This is a genomic window from Cupriavidus sp. H19C3 (genome assembly GCF_049393815.1).
Lineage (GTDB): Bacteria > Pseudomonadota > Gammaproteobacteria > Burkholderiales > Burkholderiaceae > Cupriavidus.
Genome location: NZ_CP184985.1, coordinates 2,229,179 through 2,247,056, shown reverse-complemented (window position 1 = coordinate 2,247,056; position 17,878 = coordinate 2,229,179). Strand labels below are relative to the sequence as shown.

At 67.4% G+C, this 17,878-nt stretch carries 15 protein-coding genes; 12 read left to right on the top strand and 3 right to left on the bottom strand.

The window, feature by feature from the left end; genetic code table 11:
- Positions 1-3 precede the first annotated feature (3 nt).
- The 4 genes from aspS (at position 4) to DFLDMN_RS10445 (ending at position 4,296) form a co-directional block, all read left to right on the top strand.
- The gene (gene aspS, locus DFLDMN_RS10460) at positions 4-1,809 is read left to right on the top strand and encodes an aspartate--tRNA ligase (protein WP_423194900.1); all 1,806 of its coding nucleotides are present in this window, start codon (positions 4-6) and stop codon (positions 1,807-1,809) included.
- Positions 1,810-2,068: 259 nt separating this feature from the next.
- Complete coding sequence (locus DFLDMN_RS10455) at positions 2,069-2,971, top strand: hypothetical protein (RefSeq protein ID WP_423194899.1); 903 nt, start codon at positions 2,069-2,071, stop codon at positions 2,969-2,971.
- 99 nt (positions 2,972-3,070) lie between these two features.
- The gene (gene nudB / locus DFLDMN_RS10450) at positions 3,071-3,541 is read left to right on the top strand and encodes a dihydroneopterin triphosphate diphosphatase (protein WP_423194898.1); all 471 of its coding nucleotides are present in this window, start codon (positions 3,071-3,073) and stop codon (positions 3,539-3,541) included.
- Complete coding sequence (locus tag DFLDMN_RS10445; protein WP_423194897.1) at positions 3,538-4,296, top strand: endonuclease/exonuclease/phosphatase family protein; 759 nt, start codon at positions 3,538-3,540, stop codon at positions 4,294-4,296. The genes nudB and DFLDMN_RS10445 overlap by 4 nt, the downstream gene beginning before the upstream one ends.
- Here the strand turns inward: DFLDMN_RS10445 and mobB are convergent, their stop codons facing one another.
- Positions 4,297-4,827, bottom strand: a complete 531-nt coding sequence (gene mobB / locus DFLDMN_RS10440) for a molybdopterin-guanine dinucleotide biosynthesis protein B (RefSeq protein ID WP_423194896.1) — start codon at positions 4,825-4,827, stop codon at positions 4,297-4,299.
- Positions 4,828-4,970: 143 nt separating this feature from the next.
- Here mobB and clsB point away from each other — a divergent pair, with 143 nt between their 5' ends.
- From clsB to DFLDMN_RS10405, 7 genes are all read left to right on the top strand, one after another.
- The gene (clsB, locus tag DFLDMN_RS10435; protein ID WP_423194895.1) at positions 4,971-6,344 is read left to right on the top strand and encodes a cardiolipin synthase ClsB; all 1,374 of its coding nucleotides are present in this window, start codon (positions 4,971-4,973) and stop codon (positions 6,342-6,344) included.
- A 325-nt stretch (positions 6,345-6,669) separates the two neighbouring features.
- Positions 6,670-7,260: a TetR/AcrR family transcriptional regulator gene (locus DFLDMN_RS10430; protein WP_109582102.1), complete on the top strand. Its 591-nt coding sequence runs from the start codon at positions 6,670-6,672 to the stop codon at positions 7,258-7,260.
- Positions 7,261-7,336: 76 nt separating this feature from the next.
- On the top strand, positions 7,337-9,124 hold the full coding sequence (locus DFLDMN_RS10425) for an acyl-CoA dehydrogenase C-terminal domain-containing protein (RefSeq protein ID WP_423194894.1): 1,788 nt from the start codon (positions 7,337-7,339) through the stop codon (positions 9,122-9,124).
- 126 nt (positions 9,125-9,250) lie between these two features.
- Positions 9,251-11,677: a 3-hydroxyacyl-CoA dehydrogenase/enoyl-CoA hydratase family protein gene (locus DFLDMN_RS10420; RefSeq protein WP_423194893.1), complete on the top strand. Its 2,427-nt coding sequence runs from the start codon at positions 9,251-9,253 to the stop codon at positions 11,675-11,677.
- A 20-nt stretch (positions 11,678-11,697) separates the two neighbouring features.
- Positions 11,698-12,897: an acetyl-CoA C-acyltransferase gene (locus DFLDMN_RS10415; protein ID WP_423198377.1), complete on the top strand. Its 1,200-nt coding sequence runs from the start codon at positions 11,698-11,700 to the stop codon at positions 12,895-12,897.
- A gap of 152 nt (positions 12,898-13,049) precedes the next feature.
- The gene (locus tag DFLDMN_RS10410) at positions 13,050-14,006 is read left to right on the top strand and encodes a DegV family protein (protein WP_423194892.1); all 957 of its coding nucleotides are present in this window, start codon (positions 13,050-13,052) and stop codon (positions 14,004-14,006) included.
- 44 nt (positions 14,007-14,050) lie between these two features.
- Complete coding sequence (locus DFLDMN_RS10405; protein WP_423194891.1) at positions 14,051-14,830, top strand: enoyl-CoA hydratase; 780 nt, start codon at positions 14,051-14,053, stop codon at positions 14,828-14,830.
- Positions 14,831-14,859: 29 nt separating this feature from the next.
- Here the strand turns inward: DFLDMN_RS10405 and DFLDMN_RS10400 are convergent, their stop codons facing one another.
- The gene (locus tag DFLDMN_RS10400) at positions 14,860-15,264 is read right to left on the bottom strand and encodes an acyl-CoA thioesterase (protein WP_423194890.1); all 405 of its coding nucleotides are present in this window, start codon (positions 15,262-15,264) and stop codon (positions 14,860-14,862) included.
- Between the two features lie 237 nt (positions 15,265-15,501).
- Here DFLDMN_RS10400 and DFLDMN_RS10395 point away from each other — a divergent pair, with 237 nt between their 5' ends.
- Positions 15,502-17,397, top strand: a complete 1,896-nt coding sequence (locus DFLDMN_RS10395; RefSeq protein WP_423194889.1) for an ABCB family ABC transporter ATP-binding protein/permease — start codon at positions 15,502-15,504, stop codon at positions 17,395-17,397.
- 15 nt (positions 17,398-17,412) lie between these two features.
- Here DFLDMN_RS10395 and DFLDMN_RS10390 read toward each other — a convergent pair whose 3' ends face one another.
- Positions 17,413-17,871: an Lrp/AsnC family transcriptional regulator gene (locus DFLDMN_RS10390; RefSeq protein ID WP_423194888.1), complete on the bottom strand. Its 459-nt coding sequence runs from the start codon at positions 17,869-17,871 to the stop codon at positions 17,413-17,415.
- Positions 17,872-17,878 lie beyond the last annotated feature (7 nt).

Here is a 17,878-nt window from a genome sequence, read left to right as displayed (position 1 = left end):
CCTATGTCCTCCATGCGTACTCACTACTGCGGTCTGGTGACCGAACAACTGACGGGCCAGGAAGTGGCCCTCACCGGCTGGGTCCAGCGCCGCCGCGACCATGGCGGCGTGATCTTCATCGACCTGCGCGACCGCGAGGGCCTGGTACAGGTGGTGTGCGACCCCGACCGGCCCGAGATGTTCAAGGTGGCCGAGGAGATCCGCAACGAGTACTGCATCCGCGTGACCGGCAAGGTGCGTCCGCGCCCGGCCGGCACCGAGAACGCCAACCTGACCTCGGGCAAGATCGAGGTGCTGTGCCATGAGCTCACCGTGCTGAACCCGTCGGTCACGCCGCCGTTCCAGCTCGACGACGACAACCTGTCGGAAACCACGCGCCTGACGCACCGCGTGCTCGACCTGCGCCGCCCGCAGATGCAATACAACCTGCGCCTGCGCTACAAGGTGGCGATGGAGGTGCGCAAGTACCTCGACGCGCAGGGCTTTATCGACATCGAGACGCCGATGCTCGGCAAGAGCACGCCGGAGGGCGCGCGCGATTACCTGGTGCCGTCGCGCGTAAACCCGGGCCACTTCTTCGCGCTGCCGCAGTCGCCGCAGATCTTCAAGCAGATGCTGATGGTGTCGGGCTTCGATCGCTACTACCAGATCACCAAGTGCTTCCGCGACGAGGACCTGCGCGCCGACCGTCAGCCTGAGTTCACGCAGATCGACTGCGAAACTTCGTTCCTCACCGAGCAGGAAATCCGCGACCTGTTCGAGGACATGATGCGCACGGTGTTCAAGAACGCCATCAACGTGGACCTGGATGCAAAGTTCCCGGTGATGGAGTTCCGCGAGGCCATGGCCCGTTTCGGTTCGGACAAGCCCGACCTGCGCGTCAAGCTCGAATTCACCGAGCTGACCGACGTGATGAAGGACGTCGACTTCAAGGTGTTCTCGGGCCCGGCCAACAGCGACAGCGGCCGCGTGGTGGGCCTGCGCGTGCCGGGCGGCGGCGCTATCTCGCGCGGCGAGATCGATGCCTACACGCAATTCGTTGGCATCTACGGCGCCAAGGGCCTGGCCTGGATCAAGGTCAACGAAGTGGCCAAGGGTCGCGACGGCCTGCAAAGCCCGATCGTCAAGAACCTGCACGACGCGGCCATCGCCGAGATCCTCAGGCGGACCGAGGCGAAGGACGGCGACATCATCTTCTTTGGCGCGGACAAGGCCAAGGTCGTCAACGACTCGATCGGTGCGCTGCGCCTGAAGATCGGCCATTCGGAGTTCGGCAAGGCCAACGGTCTGTTCGAGGACGTGTGGAAGCCGCTGTGGGTGATCGACTTCCCGATGTTCGAGTACGACGAGGAAGATGCGCGCTGGGTGGCCATGCACCACCCGTTCACGAGCCCGAAGGACGAGCACCTGCAATACCTGGAAACGGATCCGGGCAAGTGCCTGGCCAAGGCCTATGACATGGTGCTCAACGGCTGGGAAATGGGCGGCGGCTCGGTGCGGATCTATCGCGAGGACGTGCAGAGCAAGGTGTTCCGCGCGCTCAAGATCAACGAGGAAGAGGCCCGCGCCAAGTTCGGCTACCTGCTCGACGCGCTGCAATATGGCGCGCCGCCGCACGGTGGCCTGGCCTTTGGCCTGGACCGTATCGTCACCATGATGGCCGGTGCCGACTCGATCCGCGACGTGATCGCCTTCCCCAAGACGCAGCGCGCGCAGGACCTGCTGACCCAGGCGCCGAGCAGCGTGGACGAAAAGCAGCTGCGCGAGCTGCATATTCGCCTGCGCGCACAGGAGCCGAAGACGGCCTGATTGACGCCCTTGTTCGCAAAAAAGCCGCGCATCTGCGCGGCTTTTTTGTTATGGCGGCAACGATGCGTTTCCATTTGTTACGTCCTGGAACGGTGGGCGCCGCGACAATGTCTGTTCGATGATGCTTCCGACGCCGGCCCGCCCCCGGCCAAAGCCCGCCACGGTGCGGGCCAACCGGACCGGCAGGGCGCGCCAGACAAGACCGGACACGCAATGGATCGCGCGGCATCCATCACATATAACGCGGGAGGACCCAGCCGTGAACCTTGACGTCGAACAGATCCGCCAGTTCCTGATGGTGCACGCCGAAACCATCCTGACCTGGCTCGTCGCGGGTCTGCTGATGATGATGCTGGCACGCTTCGAGCTGCGCCGCGCGGTGCGCCGCTCGGCCCAGGCCATGTCGGAGTCGGTGGCGACCACCGTAGCCGCGTGCGTGCCCGATATCGCCCACGCGGCCCAGGCGACGCAGGCCATGCGGCCGGACGCGGATGATCCGGCGCCGGTCGCCGCGCAGCGTGCCGATGCCTTGCGCAAGCTCGCGCTCGATACCGTGGCCACCGTGATGGCGCGTGGCCGCTGGCTCGAGGACGTGGGCAACCTGCGCTTGCCCGAGGATGCATTGATGTCCGGCCGGCGCGCGGGCGGTGCCGATCCGCTGCTGGTGGTGGCGCCGCAGCCGATCGTGCAGGCATACCTGACTGCGCAGCGCACCTTCGAGGACGAAGCGGCGCGGCTGCAGACGCATCGCCGCGAGGCGCTGCGTCTGCAGGAGGCGGCGCAGGCGCTGGCCGCGGAGGCCGCGCATGTCGAGCGTGAAACCGGCAGCATCGTGATGCGTTTCGAACAGGTGAATGCGCAGGCCGCGCAGGGCGTGGAAGCGGGCGACTACCAGCGCTTCCTGATTCAGAAATACAACGCGCTCGGCCTGCGCGAGAAGGAAATCGGGCAGGAACGGGCGGCCATCGAGGCACAGATGCGCGAAAGCGCCGATGCGCTGGCCGAGCATGCCCAGGTGGCCGCGCAGCGCTATACGCAGTGCCTGGCCCCGCTGATGCAGCAGTTGCGCGCGGCCTGGGGGCATGGTGATTCGCCCGAGGTGTTCGACACCTGGCTGCGCGCTACGCCGCCCGCCGACGCGGCCACACGCAGCGCGGCGTAGGCGGCTGGCCGTGGCTCGGCCTGGCCGCGCCGGGGCCCGCGCTGATGCCACGGCCGTCAGGCTGCGCTATCCTTGGGTCTGTTCTGCAGACCTTTCCCAATGCCCTACAAGATTCCCGAATCGGTGCTGGTCGTTATCCACACGCCAGACCTGCAGGTGCTGCTGATCGAACGTGCCGACCGTCCCGGCTTCTGGCAATCGGTCACGGGCAGCCTCGATGCGCCGGACGAACCGCTTGCGGTGACCGCCGCGCGCGAGGTCGCCGAGGAAACCGGCATCATGGCCGACGAGCACCGCCTCACCGACTGGCAGCACACCATCGACTACGAGATCTATCCCCAGTGGCGTCATCGCTACGCGCCCGGCGTGGTGCGCAACACCGAGCACTGGTTCGGCCTGTGCGTGGCGCGGCCAGTGCCGGTCACCCTCGCGCCACGCGAGCATCTGCGCTACGAATGGCTGCCCTGGCAGGCAGCGGCGGAACGATGCTTTTCGCGCAGCAACGCTGAGGCCGTGCGCCAGCTGGCGTGGCGCGCGGGTGCGGCCAGCAGCGTCAGCGGAGCCGAATGATGAAGCTGCGCGTGGTCACCTACAACATTCACAAGGGCGTGACCGGGTTCTCGGGCCGACCGCGCATCCAGAACGTGCGTACCGGACTGCAGTCGATGGATGCGGATATCGTGTTCCTGCAGGAGGTCCAGGACCGGAACGATCGCCTGATCGCGGCCGAGCTGTTCGACCCCGACCATACGCAGCTCAACTACCTGGCGACCGATGCGTATCCCCATGCGGTCTATGGCCGGAATGCGGTGTACGACCACGGCCATCATGGCAACGCGATCCTTTCGCGCCATCCGATCCTGATGTCCGAGAACCTCGATGTCTCGGATCATCGCTTCGAGCAGCGTGGCCTGCTGCATGCCGTGGCCGATATCCATGGCGTGGAATCGCACCTGATCTGCGTGCATTTCGGCCTGTTCGCGCGCAGTCGGGTGCGCCAGGCGCGTGCCCTCGTGGAGCGCGTGCGCAGCGTGGTGCCGGCCGACGCGCCGCTGGTCATCGCCGGGGATTTCAACGACTGGAACCACCGGCTGGATGCGCAGATCTGCAATACGCTCGGAGCGACCGAGGCCGCCCATGCCAAGGGCGCCCGTCTGCATACATTTCCAAGTCATATGCCGTGGTGGCAGCTCGACCGCATCTATGTGCGCGGCTTCGAGATCGAACGCGCGCTGGCCCTGACCGGCCGCGACTGGGCCCAGCGCTCCGACCACGTGCCGCTGGTCGCCGAGCTCGCGCGCCGAGTGGCGATACCGGAGGCCTGATCAGGTCGGAGCCGGCGGGCTGGACGGACGGCGGTAGTCGCGGATCCAGCGGAAGATCGCGTCCACGTCGGCCAGGTCGAGCACCGGCAGCGCGGTGCGCGCGCGCACGTGCGCGCGGTCGTCGGTGGCCACCGCCACCACGCCCGGTACCTCGTCCCATAGCGGCGCGTTGCCGGTGGCGGGGCGATAGACCTCGAGCTTGGGAAAGTCGCTCCATTTGTAGCCTTCCACCAGCACGAGGTCGGTCTCGGCAGGCAGTACCGCGAGGGCTTCCGCGATTTCCGGCGAGGGCTGGTGTTCCGGGTAATGGCGCATCAGCGTCAGATGGCGCGCCCCCACCAGCACCACGTTCTCGCAACCGGACGCGCGCATGCGCCACGAGTCCTTGCCCGGCGTGTCGGGGTCGAAGCCATGATGGGTATGCTTGATGCCGGCCACGCGCTGGCCGGCGGCGACGAAGCGCGGAATCAGCTGTTCCAGCAACGTCGTCTTGCCGCTGCCCGATGAACCGGCGATACCGAATACCTTCACAATATTTTCCCTCGGCGACGTCAGCATGCTGCCAACGGGTGGTGGAGACGAACGATGAGACGAACGATGAGACGAACGGTGGGGACGATAGCAGAGAAGAATACCGGATGTGATTATCCCGCCGGTTGATCGATAATCGAGGCATGTCACGGACCTACGATCGCGCGGATCCGCCTCCGCCCACTCACGACCCGTTGCCCGAGCGCGGCGATGCCGCCGGTAGCCCCGACCCGCGCGACCGCGCCGGTGCGCCCCGTTATCGTCCCATTCACGCGCTCGGCCGGCGTGCCGGCATGCTGCGCTGGGCCTGGCGCAGCGGCCGCGCGGTGGCGGGTAACACCGTCGACCTGCTGCGCAATGGCGCGGCCTTCTTTCCGGCGCTGATCGAGGCGATCGACGCGGCCGCTGTCAGCGTGGTTGTGGAAACGTATATCTATGCCGACGACGCGGTCGGCGCGGCGGTCGGCGACGCGCTGATCCGCGCGGCCGGGCGCGGCGTGGACGTGCGCCTGGTGGTCGACGGCTTCGGCGCGGGCGACATGCCCGCCACGCTGGCCCGGTGGCTGCGTGCCGGCGGGGTCCGGCTCGAGGTCTACCGCCCCCTGCGCGGCTTCCGGCTGGCGCGCCGCCATCTGCGCCGGCTGCATCGCAAGCTCGCGGTGATCGACGACGAGGTCGGCTTCGTGGGCGGCATCAATATCATCGACGACCATAACCATGGCCCCGTGGCGCTGCCCGACCTCGGCCCGCGCTACGACTTCGCGGTGCGTGTGCGCGGGCCGCTGGTCACCCAGATCGCGCTGGCCTCGGCGCGCCTGTGGTTCCGCCTGGTGCAGCGCAGCGGCCTGCGCGAGACCGCCGATGCGCTGGCCGCGGTGGAGGCGCTGGCCGCCGCGGCGCACGCCCCGCCGGCCCATGCCCATACCCAGCCCGGCGGCGTGCCGGCCGCATTGCTGCTGCGCGACAACCTGCGCAACCGCCGCACCATCGAGCGCGAATACCTCTACGCGCTTGGCTCGGCGCGACAGGACGTGATTCTCGCCAACGCGTACTTCCTGCCCGGCCACAAGATGCGACGCGCGCTGCTGGCCTGCCGCGAGCGCGGCGTGCGCGTGCGCCTGCTGCTGCAGGGCGTGGTCGAATACCGGCTCCAGCATTACGCCACCCACGCGCTCTATGCCACGCTGCTGGAGGCCGGGGTCGAGATCTACGAGTACGAGGCAAGCTTCCTGCATGCCAAGGTCGCGGTGGTCGACGACAGCTGGGCCACCGTAGGGTCGAGCAACATGGATCCGTTCAGCCTGCTGCTGGCGCGCGAGGCCAATGTCGCGGTCTACGATCGCACCTTTGCGGCCGACCTGCGCGCACAACTGGAGCGCGCCATGGCGCAGCGCAGCGCGCGCATCGTCCCGGAAGCGCATGCGGGTTTGCCGCGCGTGCGCCGGTTTGCCAACTGGGCCGCCTACTTCATGCTGCGCCTGGGCGTGGTCATCGCGGGCGTTACCGGACGCTATTGATGCCGCCCGCGCCGTCATGTTGCCGCGCGGCACGGCGCGGGCGGGACCCGCATGCGGCAGGCCCGCCCGCGATGTTGCGGTGCGCGGTGGTTGCCGGCGGTTTAGAAACCAAGGTCTAATTAATTGCTTGATGCCGGCGGGTCGCGCCGAAATAATCTGAACGTCCGATCTGAACGACCGTTCTTTTTTGGCTTAGACTGCGTGACATTCGCGGTTGCCCGGCATCCCTGGCGCTCGCGAAGGCCAGTCCAAGCAGTCAGAACGGAGAACAATCATGCGTCACCAGTCAGTTCGTCTCGAATCCGCCGCCGCTGCGCCCACGCCATTGCGCAAGGGCGAGATGACGCGCGTGGCGATTCTGGATGCGGCGCTGGAACTGTCGTCCCGCGACGGGCTCGAGGGCTTGACCATCGGGCTGCTTGCGGAGCGCATGCAGATGAGCAAGAGCGGCGTGTTCGCGCATTTCGGTTCGCGCGAGGACCTGCAGGTGGAAGTGGTGCGCGAGTACCATCGCCGGTTCGAGCAGGAGGTGTTCTACCCCTCGCTGCAAGAGCCGCGCGGGTTGCCGCGCCTGTGGTCGATGGTGCGGCGCTGGATGGAAAAGCGCATCCAGGAAGTGACCACCGGCTGCATCTACATCAGCGGGGCCGTGGAATACGACGACCGCGCGGAAAGCCCGGTACGTGACGAACTGGTCAGGAGCGTCACGATCTGGCGGGCCGCGCTGCTGCGTGCGATCGACCAGGCCAAGGAAGAGGGGCACCTGCGCGCGGATTGCGATCCGCGCCTGATGCTGTTCGAAATGTACAGCCTTGAACTAGGCTTGCATCACGACGCCCGTTTCCTGCGCCTGCCCGACAGCGCCGAACTGGCGATGGTTGCGCTCAACAAACTGATTCAGTCTTACCGTACCTGAAGTCGCCCGGTGCACGGGCCTCGCGTCACGCGGGGCCGGCGGCGTGGCGGCATCGTGAACCTCCAAGGAGTCTTTGATGGGCCAGTACACCGCACCGTTGCGCGACATGCAGTTCGTGCTCCATGAACTGCTCGGCGTCGAAGCCGAATTCAAGGCGATGCCGACGCACGCCGACATCGACGCGGACACCATCAACCAGGTCATCGAGGAAGCCGGCAAGTTTTGCGCCGACGTGGTGTTCCCGCTCAACCAGAGCGGCGACCGCGAGGGCTGCACGTACGAAGGCGAGGGCGTGGTACGCGCGCCCAAGGGTTTCCGCGAGGCCTACCAGCAGTACATCGAGGCCGGCTGGCCGGCGCTGGCCTGCGATCCCGAGTTCGGCGGCCAGGGCCTGCCGATCGTCGTCAACAACGCGTTGTACGAGATGCTGAACTCGGCCAGCCAGGCCTGGACCATGTACCCGGGCCTGTCGCACGGCGCTTACGAGGCGTTGCACGCGCACGGTACCCCCGAGCTCAAGCAAACCTATCTGCCCAAGCTGGTGTCGGGCGAATGGATCGGCACCATGTGCCTGACCGAGCCGCACTGCGGCACCGACCTCGGCATCCTGCGCAGCAAGGCCGAGCCCCAGGCCGATGGCGCCTACCGCATCACCGGCACCAAGATCTTCATCTCGGCGGGCGAACACGACCTCGCCGACAACATCGTGCACCTCGTGCTCGCGCGGCTGCCGGACGCGCCGCCGGGCACCAAGGGCATTTCGCTGTTCGTGGTGCCCAAGTTCATCCCCGATGCCAGCGGCAATCCGGGGGAGCGCAACGGCATCCAGTGCGGCGCGATCGAGCACAAGATGGGCATCCACGGCAATGCCACCTGCGTGATGAACCTCGACGGCGCGCGCGGGTGGATGGTGGGCGAGCCCAACAAGGGCCTCAACGCAATGTTCGTAATGATGAACGCCGCGCGCCTGGGCGTAGGCGCGCAGGGCCTGGGCCTGACCGAGGTGGCGTACCAGAACTCGGTGGCCTACGCGAAGGACCGTCTGCAGATGCGCGCGCTGACCGGCCCCAAGGCGCCGGACAAGCCCGCCGACCCGATCATCGTGCACCCCGACGTGCGCCGCATGCTGTTGACGCAGCGCGCCTACGCGGAGGGCGGCCGCGCATTCAGCTACTGGACCGCGCTGCAGATCGACCGCGAACTGTCCCACCCCGACGAGGCGGTGCGCAAGCAGGCCGGCGATCTCGTCGCGCTGCTGACGCCGGTGATCAAGGCCTTCCTGACCGACAACGCCTTCATCTCGACCAACGAGGGCATGCAGGTGTTCGGCGGCCACGGCTATATCGCCGAGTGGGGCATGGAGCAGTATGTGCGCGATGCGCGCATCAACATGATCTACGAGGGCACCAACACCATCCAGGCGCTCGACCTGCTCGGCCGCAAGATCCTGGGCGACATGGGCGCGCGCATGAAGGCATTCGGCAAGATCGTGCAGGCCTTCGTCGAGGAAGAAGGCACCAACGAGGCGATGCAGGAGTTCATCAACCCGCTGGCCGACCTGGGCGAAAAGGTGCAGAAGCTCACCATGGAGATCGGCATGAAGGCCATGGGCAATGCCGACGAGGTCGGTGCCGCGGCGGTACCGTATCTGCGCGTGGTAGGCCACCTCGTGTTTTCGTACTTCTGGGCCCGCATGGCCAAGCTCGCGCTGGAGAAGGAAAGCAGCGGCGACAAGTTCTACACGGCCAAGCTGGCCACCGCGCGCTTCTACTTTGCCAAACTGCAACCCGAGACCGCGGCCGAAATCCGCAAGGCGCGTGCTGGCGCCGCCTCGCTGATGGCGCTCGACGCCGACCTGTTCTGACGTCGCGGCCGGGCCCGTGGCCTGGCCACGACAGGCGCCTGCTTCCGCCGCCGCTTACGCGTGTGGGGGCGGCGAGGCCACCGCTCGCCATGTTCCATTTCAACGCTGCCAAACACTGGAGCGCGCATGTCTAATTTCATCGTCAAGAAAGTCGCCGTGCTTGGGGCCGGCGTCATGGGCGCGCAGATCGCGGCCCACCTGGTCAACGCGCGCGTGCCCGTGGTGCTGTTCGACCTGCCCGCCAGGGAAGGCCCGAAGAACGGCATCGCGCTGCGGGCCATCGACAACCTCAGGAAGCTGTCGCCGGCACCGCTCGGCATCAAGGACGAGGCGGGTCTGATCCGCCCGGCCAACTACGAGGACGATATCGCGCTGCTGGCCGAATGCGACCTCGTGATCGAGGCCATTGCCGAGCGCATGGACTGGAAGCACGACCTTTACCAGAAGGTGGCGCCGCACCTGGCGCCGCACGCGATCTTTGCCACCAACACGTCGGGCCTGTCGATCGGCGCGCTGTCGGAGGGCTTCGCGGCCGATCTCAAGACGCGCTTCTGTGGCGTGCATTTCTTCAACCCGCCGCGCTACATGCACCTGGTGGAGCTGATCCCGACCGCGACCACCCGGCCGGAGATCCTCGACCAGCTCGAGGCATTCCTCACCACCACGCTCGGCAAGGGCGTGGTGCGCGCCAAGGACACACCGAACTTCATCGCCAATCGCGTCGGCATCTTCTCGATCCTGGCGGTGTTTGCCGAGGCGGCGAAGTACGGCATTCCGTTCGACATCGTCGACGACCTCACCGGCACCCGGCTCGGGCGCGCCAAGTCGGCCACCTTCCGTACCGCCGACGTGGTGGGCCTCGATACCATGGCGCACGTGATCAAGACCATGCAGGACAACCTGCAGGGCGACCCGTTCGCGCCGGTCTACCAGACCCCGGCCGTGCTCAAGGGCCTGGTCGATGCCGGCGCGCTCGGCCAGAAGACCGGCGCCGGCTTCTACAAGAAGGACGGCAAGGTCATCAAGGTGCTCGACGCCGCCAGCGGGCAGTACGTGGAGTCGGGCAAGAAGGCCGACGAGATCGTCGCGCGCATCCTCAAGAAGGACCCGGCGGAGCGCATCAGGCTGCTGCGCGAGTCCACCAATCCGCAGGCCCAGTTCCTGTGGGCGGTGTTCCGCGACGTGTTCCACTACATCGCGGTGTACCTCGAACAGATCGCCGGCTCGGCCGCCGATATCGACCTCGCGATCCGCTGGGGTTTCGGCTGGAACTCGGGCCCGTTCGAGGACTGGCAGGCCGCCGGCTGGAAGCAGGTGGCGGAATGGGTCCGCGAAGACATCGACGCCGGCCGCGCGCTTGCCAGCGCGCCGCTGCCGGCGTGGGTGTTCGAGGGGCCGGTGGCCGCCGCGCAGGGCGTGCATACGCCGGCCGGCTCGTGGTCGCCGGCCACCGGCGGCTTTGTCGCGCGCACCGACCTGCCGGTGTACCGGCGCCAGGCGTTCCGGGCCGCGTTGAAGGGCGCCGAGGCAGCCGATCCGCGCCGTGCCGGCCGCACCGTCGAGGAGAACGACGGCGTGCGCATCTGGACCAGCGAGGGTGCCGACGATGTGCTGATCATCTCGTACAAGAGCAAGATGAACACCATGGGCCCCGATGTGCTCGACAGCCTCGCGCACGCGGTGGACCTCGCCGAGGCCGGCTACAAGGGCCTCGTGGTGTGGCAGCCCACCTCGCTGCAGCTCGGCAATCCGGGCGGCCCGTTCTCGGCCGGTGCCAACCTCGAAGCGGCGATGCCGGCTTTCATGATGGGCGGCGCCAAGGGTATCGAGCCATTCGTGAAGAAGTTCCAGGACACCATGATGCGCGTCAAGTACGCGGCGGTGCCGGTGGTGACCGCGGTGTCCGGCATTGCGCTCGGCGGCGGCTGCGAGCTGATGCTGCAGTCGGCCCGGCGCGTGGTGGCGTTCGAGAGCTACGTGGGGCTGGTGGAAGTCGGCGTGGGCCTGGTACCGGCCGGCGGCGGCCTCAAGGAGGCCGTGCTGGCGGCGGCGCGCGCGGCGGAGGCGGCCGGCAGCACCAACTACCTGCAGTTCCTGACCAACCGCTTCCAGGCGGCGGCCATGGCGAAGGTATCGACCTCCGCGCTCGACGCGCGCCGGCTCGGCTACGTGCAGGCCACCGACCCCATCGTGTTCAACGTGCATGAGTTGCTGCACGTGGCACAGAACGAAGTGCGCGCGATGGCCGAGTCCGGGTACCGCGCGCCGCTGCCCGGGGCGCTGGTGCCGGTGGCCGGCCGTTCGGGCATCGCCACTATCCAGGCGTCGCTGGTCAATATGCGCGACGGCAATTTCATCTCCGCGCACGACTTCCTGATTGCGAGCCGCATTGCCGAGGTGGTGTGCGGCGGGGACGTGGAAGCCGGCTCGCTGGTGAGCGAGGAGTGGCTGCTCGCGCTCGAGCGCAAGGCCTTCATCGACCTGCTCGGCACGGGCAAGACGCAGGAGCGCATCATGGGCATGCTGCAGACCGGCAAGCCGGTGCGCAACTAACAGGCAAGCGAGGAACCGACATCATGAAACAACTGCAAGACGCCTATATCGTCGCCGCCACCCGCTCGCCGATCGGCAAGGCCCCCAAGGGCGCGCTCCGGCACACGCGTCCGGACGACCTGCTGGCCATGGTGCTCAAGGCCGCGGTGGCCCAGGTGCCATCGCTCGACCCCGCGCTGATCGAGGACGCCATCGTCGGCTGCGCGATTCCCGAAGCGCAGCAGGGCCTCAACGTGGCGCGCATCGGCGCGCTGCTGTCGGGCCTGCCCAATACCGTGGGCGGCATCACCGTCAACCGCTTCTGTGCCTCGGGCCTGTCGGCCGTGGCGATGGCGGCCGACCGCATCCGCGTGGGCGAGGCCGACGTGATGATTGCGGCCGGCACCGAGTCGATGAGCATGGTGCCGATGATGGGCAATGCGCCGTCGATGTCGCCGTCGATCTTCCAGCGCGACGAGAACGTTGGCATTGCCTACGGCATGGGCCTGACCGCCGAGAAAGTGGCCGACCAGTGGAAGGTGAGCCGCGAGGACCAGGACGCGTTCTCGCTGGCCTCGCACCAGAAGGCGATGGCCGCGCAGCAGGCCGGCGAGTTTGCCGACGAGATCACGCCCATCGAGATCGTCGAGAAGTTTCCCGACCTCGCCGCGGGACAGGTCAGCGTCAAGACGCGCACGCTGTCGCTCGACGAAGGTCCGCGTCCCGACACCTCGCTCGAAGGCCTGGCCAGGCTGCGCCCGGTGTTTGCCAACAAGGGCAGCGTGACGGCCGGCAACAGCTCGCAGACCTCCGATGGCGCCGGCGCGCTGATCCTGGTCTCGGAGAAGATCCTCAAGCAGTGCAACCTCGTGCCGCTCGCGCGCTTCGTGTCGTTCGCGGTGCGTGGCGTGCCGCCCGAGATCATGGGCATCGGCCCGAAGGTGGCGATTCCCGCCGCGTTGAAGGCGGCCGGGCTGACCCAGGACCAGATGGACTGGATCGAGCTCAACGAAGCCTTCGCGGCGCAGTCGCTGGCGGTCATCCGCGATCTGGGCCTCGATCCGGCCCGCGTCAACCGGATGGGCGGCGCGATCGCGCTGGGCCACCCGCTGGGTGCGACCGGTGCGATCCGTTCCGCCACCGTGGTACACGCGCTGCGTCGCCACAACCTGAAGTACGGCATGGTGACCATGTGCGTCGGCACGGGCATGGGCGCCGCCGGCATATTCGAGCGCGTCTGAACGCGCCGCACGGACCGTCCGCCCGCCATTGACGGCCAGGTCGCCAGGGTGGCCCGGCGGCGCTCCACTCCCCGATCAGATGAAGATACGCAGTGCGATTGACACGGAGATGCCAACACTGGAGTTCACTGTAAAGGGAGGAAACCCACACCATGCAGGAGACCGTCATCCTGGCCGACGCGGCCTGTGACCTGCCGCGCGCGACGATGCATGCGCTCGGCGTCCGCACCATCCCGTTCCGTATCCGTGCGGGCGACCGCTTCGTGGTCGACATGCGCGACGAGGAGGCGCTGCCCGACCTGTACCAGCGCTATCTGGTCGGCAAGCAGGACCACTTCGCCGAATCGATCCCGCTGGTCGAGCGCGAGCTTGAAGAGCATCTGCTGCGGCATGTGGTCACCAGTTGCGACCGCGCGCTGCTGCTGACCATCGCCGGCGCGCGCAGCCGGCTCCACGCGCATGCCAGCGGCGCCGTGGTCGGCACCGTGGCGCGCAGCTTCAAGTTGCGCAAGGATGTCGGGCGCACCGGGCTGTTCGACCTGACGGTGATCGATACCGGCGCGATCGGTCCGGGCCAGGCGCTGATCGTCAAGGAGGCGGCACGCCTGCTCAATGGCGGCGCGGATGCGGCGACCGTGGCGCATGCCGTGGAGACGCGCCTGCGCGACGCGGCCCATATGTTCCTGGTGCCGAACGAGCTGCTCTACATGTACACGCGCGCCCGGCAGAAAGGCGAGCAGAGCATCACGTGGAGCCGCTACCTGCTGGGCAGCGCGCTCAACCTGCGGCCGGTGATCCGCATGCACCGCGGCGAGACCGAGGCCATTGCGCGCGCACGGGGTGCGGACGAAGGCGTGCGCCGCGTGCTCGCGCATGCCGAGACCTGCCTGCGCATGGGGCGGCTGCTGACGCCCGAGATTTCCGCATCGTATGCCGGGCCGCTCGACACCATTCGCGCCATGCCGGCCTGGCAGTCGCTCGCCACGTTGGCGCGCGGCGCCGGCGTCGACCTGATGCTGGCACCCATGAGCCTGACCGTCGCGCTCAACGTGGGCGCGGGCGCGTTCGGCCTGAGCTATCTTTCGGAAGCCGCACCGCCGTTCGCATGAGCGGTGTCCCGACATACCAACGACACAGTGAGACGAGGTTCGACATGAGTATTGCCACGCAGATCGAGGCGGGCGTCCTGACCATCGCGTTCGATCGTATCGACAAGAAGAACGCCATCACGTCGGCCATGTACCAGACCATGGCCGACGCCCTGCGCGCGGCGGAGGACGATCCCGCGGTGCGCGTGATCGTGATCGAGGGCAAGCCGGAGATCTTTACCGCCGGCAACGACCTGGAAGACTTCATGAAGCGCCCGCCCTCCGCCGGCAACACCGGGAGCACCCCGGCGCCGGTGTTCCAGTTCCTCGACGCCATCAGCCGCGCGAGCAAGCCCGTGATCGCGTCGGTCAGCGGCGCGGCGGTCGGCATCGGCACCACGCTGCTGCTGCACTGCGACCTGGTCTATGCCTCGGATACCGCGCGCCTGTCGTTGCCGTTCGTGCAGCTCGGCCTGTGCCCCGAGGCGGCGTCGAGCCTGCTGTTACCGCGCCTGCTCGGCTACCAGCGCGCCGCCGAGAAGCTGCTGCTGGGAGAACCGTTTCCCGCGCAGGAGGCGTTCGAAATCGGGTTGGTGACGAAAGTGCTGCCGGTGGCGGAGCTGCCAGGCTATGTGCGCGCGCAGGCGGCGCGGCTGGCCGCGTTGCCGGCCTCATCGCTGCGCGAGACCAAGCGGCTGATGAAGGGCAACGACGCGACGGCGGTGGCGCAGAAGATGGCCGAGGAGGCCGGTGTGTTCGCGCGCATGCTGGCCGCGCCTGAGGCCAGGGAAGCGTTTGCCGCGTTCTTCGAAAAGCGCAAGCCCGACTTCACGCAGTTTGCGTGAGCCGGCGCAGCGCGTGGGGCCGAGGCGGGTCAGGCCGTCGGCAGCACGCGCGGCTGGCGGTTTTCGTCGGTCGCCACATAGGTCAACATCGCCTCCGTCACCTTGACGATGGCGTTGCTGTGGCGCATGCGCTGCGCATAGACCTCGACCGACACCGTGATCGAGGTGCGCCCGGTCTTGACGATATCGGCGTAGAAGCTGACCAGGTCGCCGACAAATACCGGGTGCTTGAACAGGAACGAGTTGACCGCCACGGTGGCGACGCGGCCTTGCGCGCGCTCGACCGCGGGGATCGAGCCGGCGATATCGACCTGCGCCATGATCCAGCCGCCGAACACGTCGCCATGCACATTGGCGTCCGCGGGCATCGGCACGACGCGGAGTGCGGGATTCTTGCCCTCGGGCAGGCTGGGAACGGTGGCAGGCTGGTTCATGTGGAATCGGTATGGAGGGTGGCCGGGCCGCCGAGGCAGGCGCCGGGTCGTTGAGGCGGTGCCGGATCGTCCAGGCGGTGTCGGATCGTTGAGGCGGGTGCCGGGTCGTTGAAGCAGGTGCGGGGCCGGGGGGTAAGGCCCGGCGCGGGCAGTATGTGCGGGCCGGGGGCGGTAACGCGGCCCTGCCGCGTCACGCGATCTCTGCGACAATCGCGGCATTGGCCAGAATTCTAACGTATGCGCCGCTATTCCTCGACCGCCGAGCCCGCCCCCACGGCCCCGGCCAACTCGCTTTTCTCCGGCCAGGGCGCGTCCCGCAGCGACTGGCAGACGGTACGCAACCTGCTGCCTTACGTCTGGCAGTACAAGTGGCGCGTGCTGCTGGCGCTCGCGTGCCTGGTGCTGGCCAAGGTTGCCAACCTTGGCGTGCCGGTGCTGATGAAGCGGCTGATCGACAGCATGAACATCGGCGCGGGCGACCCGCGCGCGCTGCTGGTGGTGCCGGTGGGCCTGATCGTGGCGTACGGCATGCTGCGGCTGTCCGGTACGCTCTTCACCGAACTGCGTGAAATCCTGTTCGCCAAGGTGACACAGAGCGCGGTCCGCGAGATCGCGCTGCAGGTGTTCCGGCATCTGCACGCGCTCTCGCTGCGCTTTCACCTCGAACGCCAGACCGGCGGTATGAGCCGCGACATCGAACGCGGCACGCGCGGCATCCAGTCACTGATCTCGTATTCGCTGTACAGCATCCTGCCGACGCTGGTGGAGATGTCGCTGGTGATCGGCTTCTTCGTGGTGCGCTACGACCTGTGGTTCGCCGCCATCACCGCCGGCGCGCTGCTCGGCTATATCGGCTTCACCGTCATCGTGACGGAATGGCGCACGCATTTCCGCCGCAGGATGAACGAGCTCGATTCGCGCGCCAACCAGAAGGCCATCGATTCGCTGCTCAACTTCGAGACCGTCAAGTACTTCGGCAACGAGGACTACGAGGCGCGCCGCTACGACGAGAACCTGCTCAAGTACCGCAGCGCGGCGATCCGTTCGCAGAACTCGCTGTCGCTGCTCAACTTCGGCCAGCAGGCCATCATCGCCATCGGGCTGATCCTGATCCTGTGGCGCGCGACGGTCGGCGTGGCGGCCGGCAAGCTCACGCTGGGCGACCTTGTACTGGTCAACACGCTGATGATCCAGCTCTATATCCCGCTCAACTTCCTTGGCGTGATCTACCGCGAGATCAAGCAGGCCACCACCGACATGGATCGCATGTTCGTGCTGCTCGGCACGCACCAGGAGATCGCCGACGCGGCCGAGGCGCCGCCGCTGCAGGTGCGCGGCGCCTCGGTGCGCTTCCGCCATGTCGGCTTCGGCTACGAGAGCAACCGCGTGATCCTCGACGATGTCGACTTCACCATCGCGGCCGGCACCACCACCGCCGTGGTGGGCCATAGCGGCTCCGGCAAGTCCACGCTGGCGCGGCTCCTGTTCCGCTTCTACGATGTCAACACGGGCGGGATCGAGATCGATGGCCAGGACCTGCGCCAGGTGCGGCAGGACAGCCTGCGCCGCTCGATCGGCATCGTGCCGCAGGACACCGTGCTGTTCAACGACAGCATCTACTACAACATTGCCTACGGCCGGCCCGACGCCACGCGCGAGGAAGTCATCGCGGCCGCGCGCGCGGCGCAGATCGACCAGTTCATCCGCGAACTGCCGCAGGGCTACGACACTCCGGTGGGCGAGCGCGGCCTCAAGCTCTCGGGCGGCGAAAAGCAGCGCGTGGCCATCGCGCGCACGCTGCTGAAGAATCCGCCGATCCTGGTGTTCGACGAAGCAACCTCGGCGCTCGACTCGCGCACCGAGCAGGCGATCCAGGCCGAGCTGATGCGGCTGGCGCAGAACCGCACCACGCTGCTGATCGCGCACCGGCTGTCGACGGTGGTGCATGCGGACCAGATCCTGGTGATGGATCGCGGCCGCGTGATCGAGCGTGGCACGCATGCGGAACTGATGCGCGCAGACGGCCGCTATGCCGAGATGTGGCGCATCCAGGCGCGCAGCGCCGCGCAGGCGGACGTCGATGCGCTCGACGCGGGCGACATGGAGGTGGGGGACGCCACGCAGGATGCATGACGCCGGCGGCCGCGCTCAGGCGTAGTCCAGCGGCAGCGCGGTGGTGTACTTGATCTGTTCCATCGCAAAGCTGGAACTGACATCGGCGAGTTCGGTGCCCTGGATCAGTTTCTTGTAGACCGCGTCATAGGCGGCAATATCGGGCACCACCACGCGCAGCAGGTAATCGGTGTCGCCCGCCATGCGATAGAACTCGGTGACCTCCGGAATCGACGACACCAGGCCGTGGAATGCCTTGAGCCAGCGCGCATTGTGCTGGTTGGTGCGGACCGACACGAACACCGTCACGCCGACGTTGAGCTTGCCTGCGTCGAGCAGCGCCACGCGCCGCCGGATCACGCCGGCTTCCTCGAGTTTCTGAATCCGGCGCCAGCACGGGGTCGAAGTCAGGCCGACCTTTTCGCCGATCTCGGCGACCGGCGTGGTGGCGTCTTCCTGCAACAGGGCGAGAATCTGGCGGTCGTAACGATCCATGGGTGTC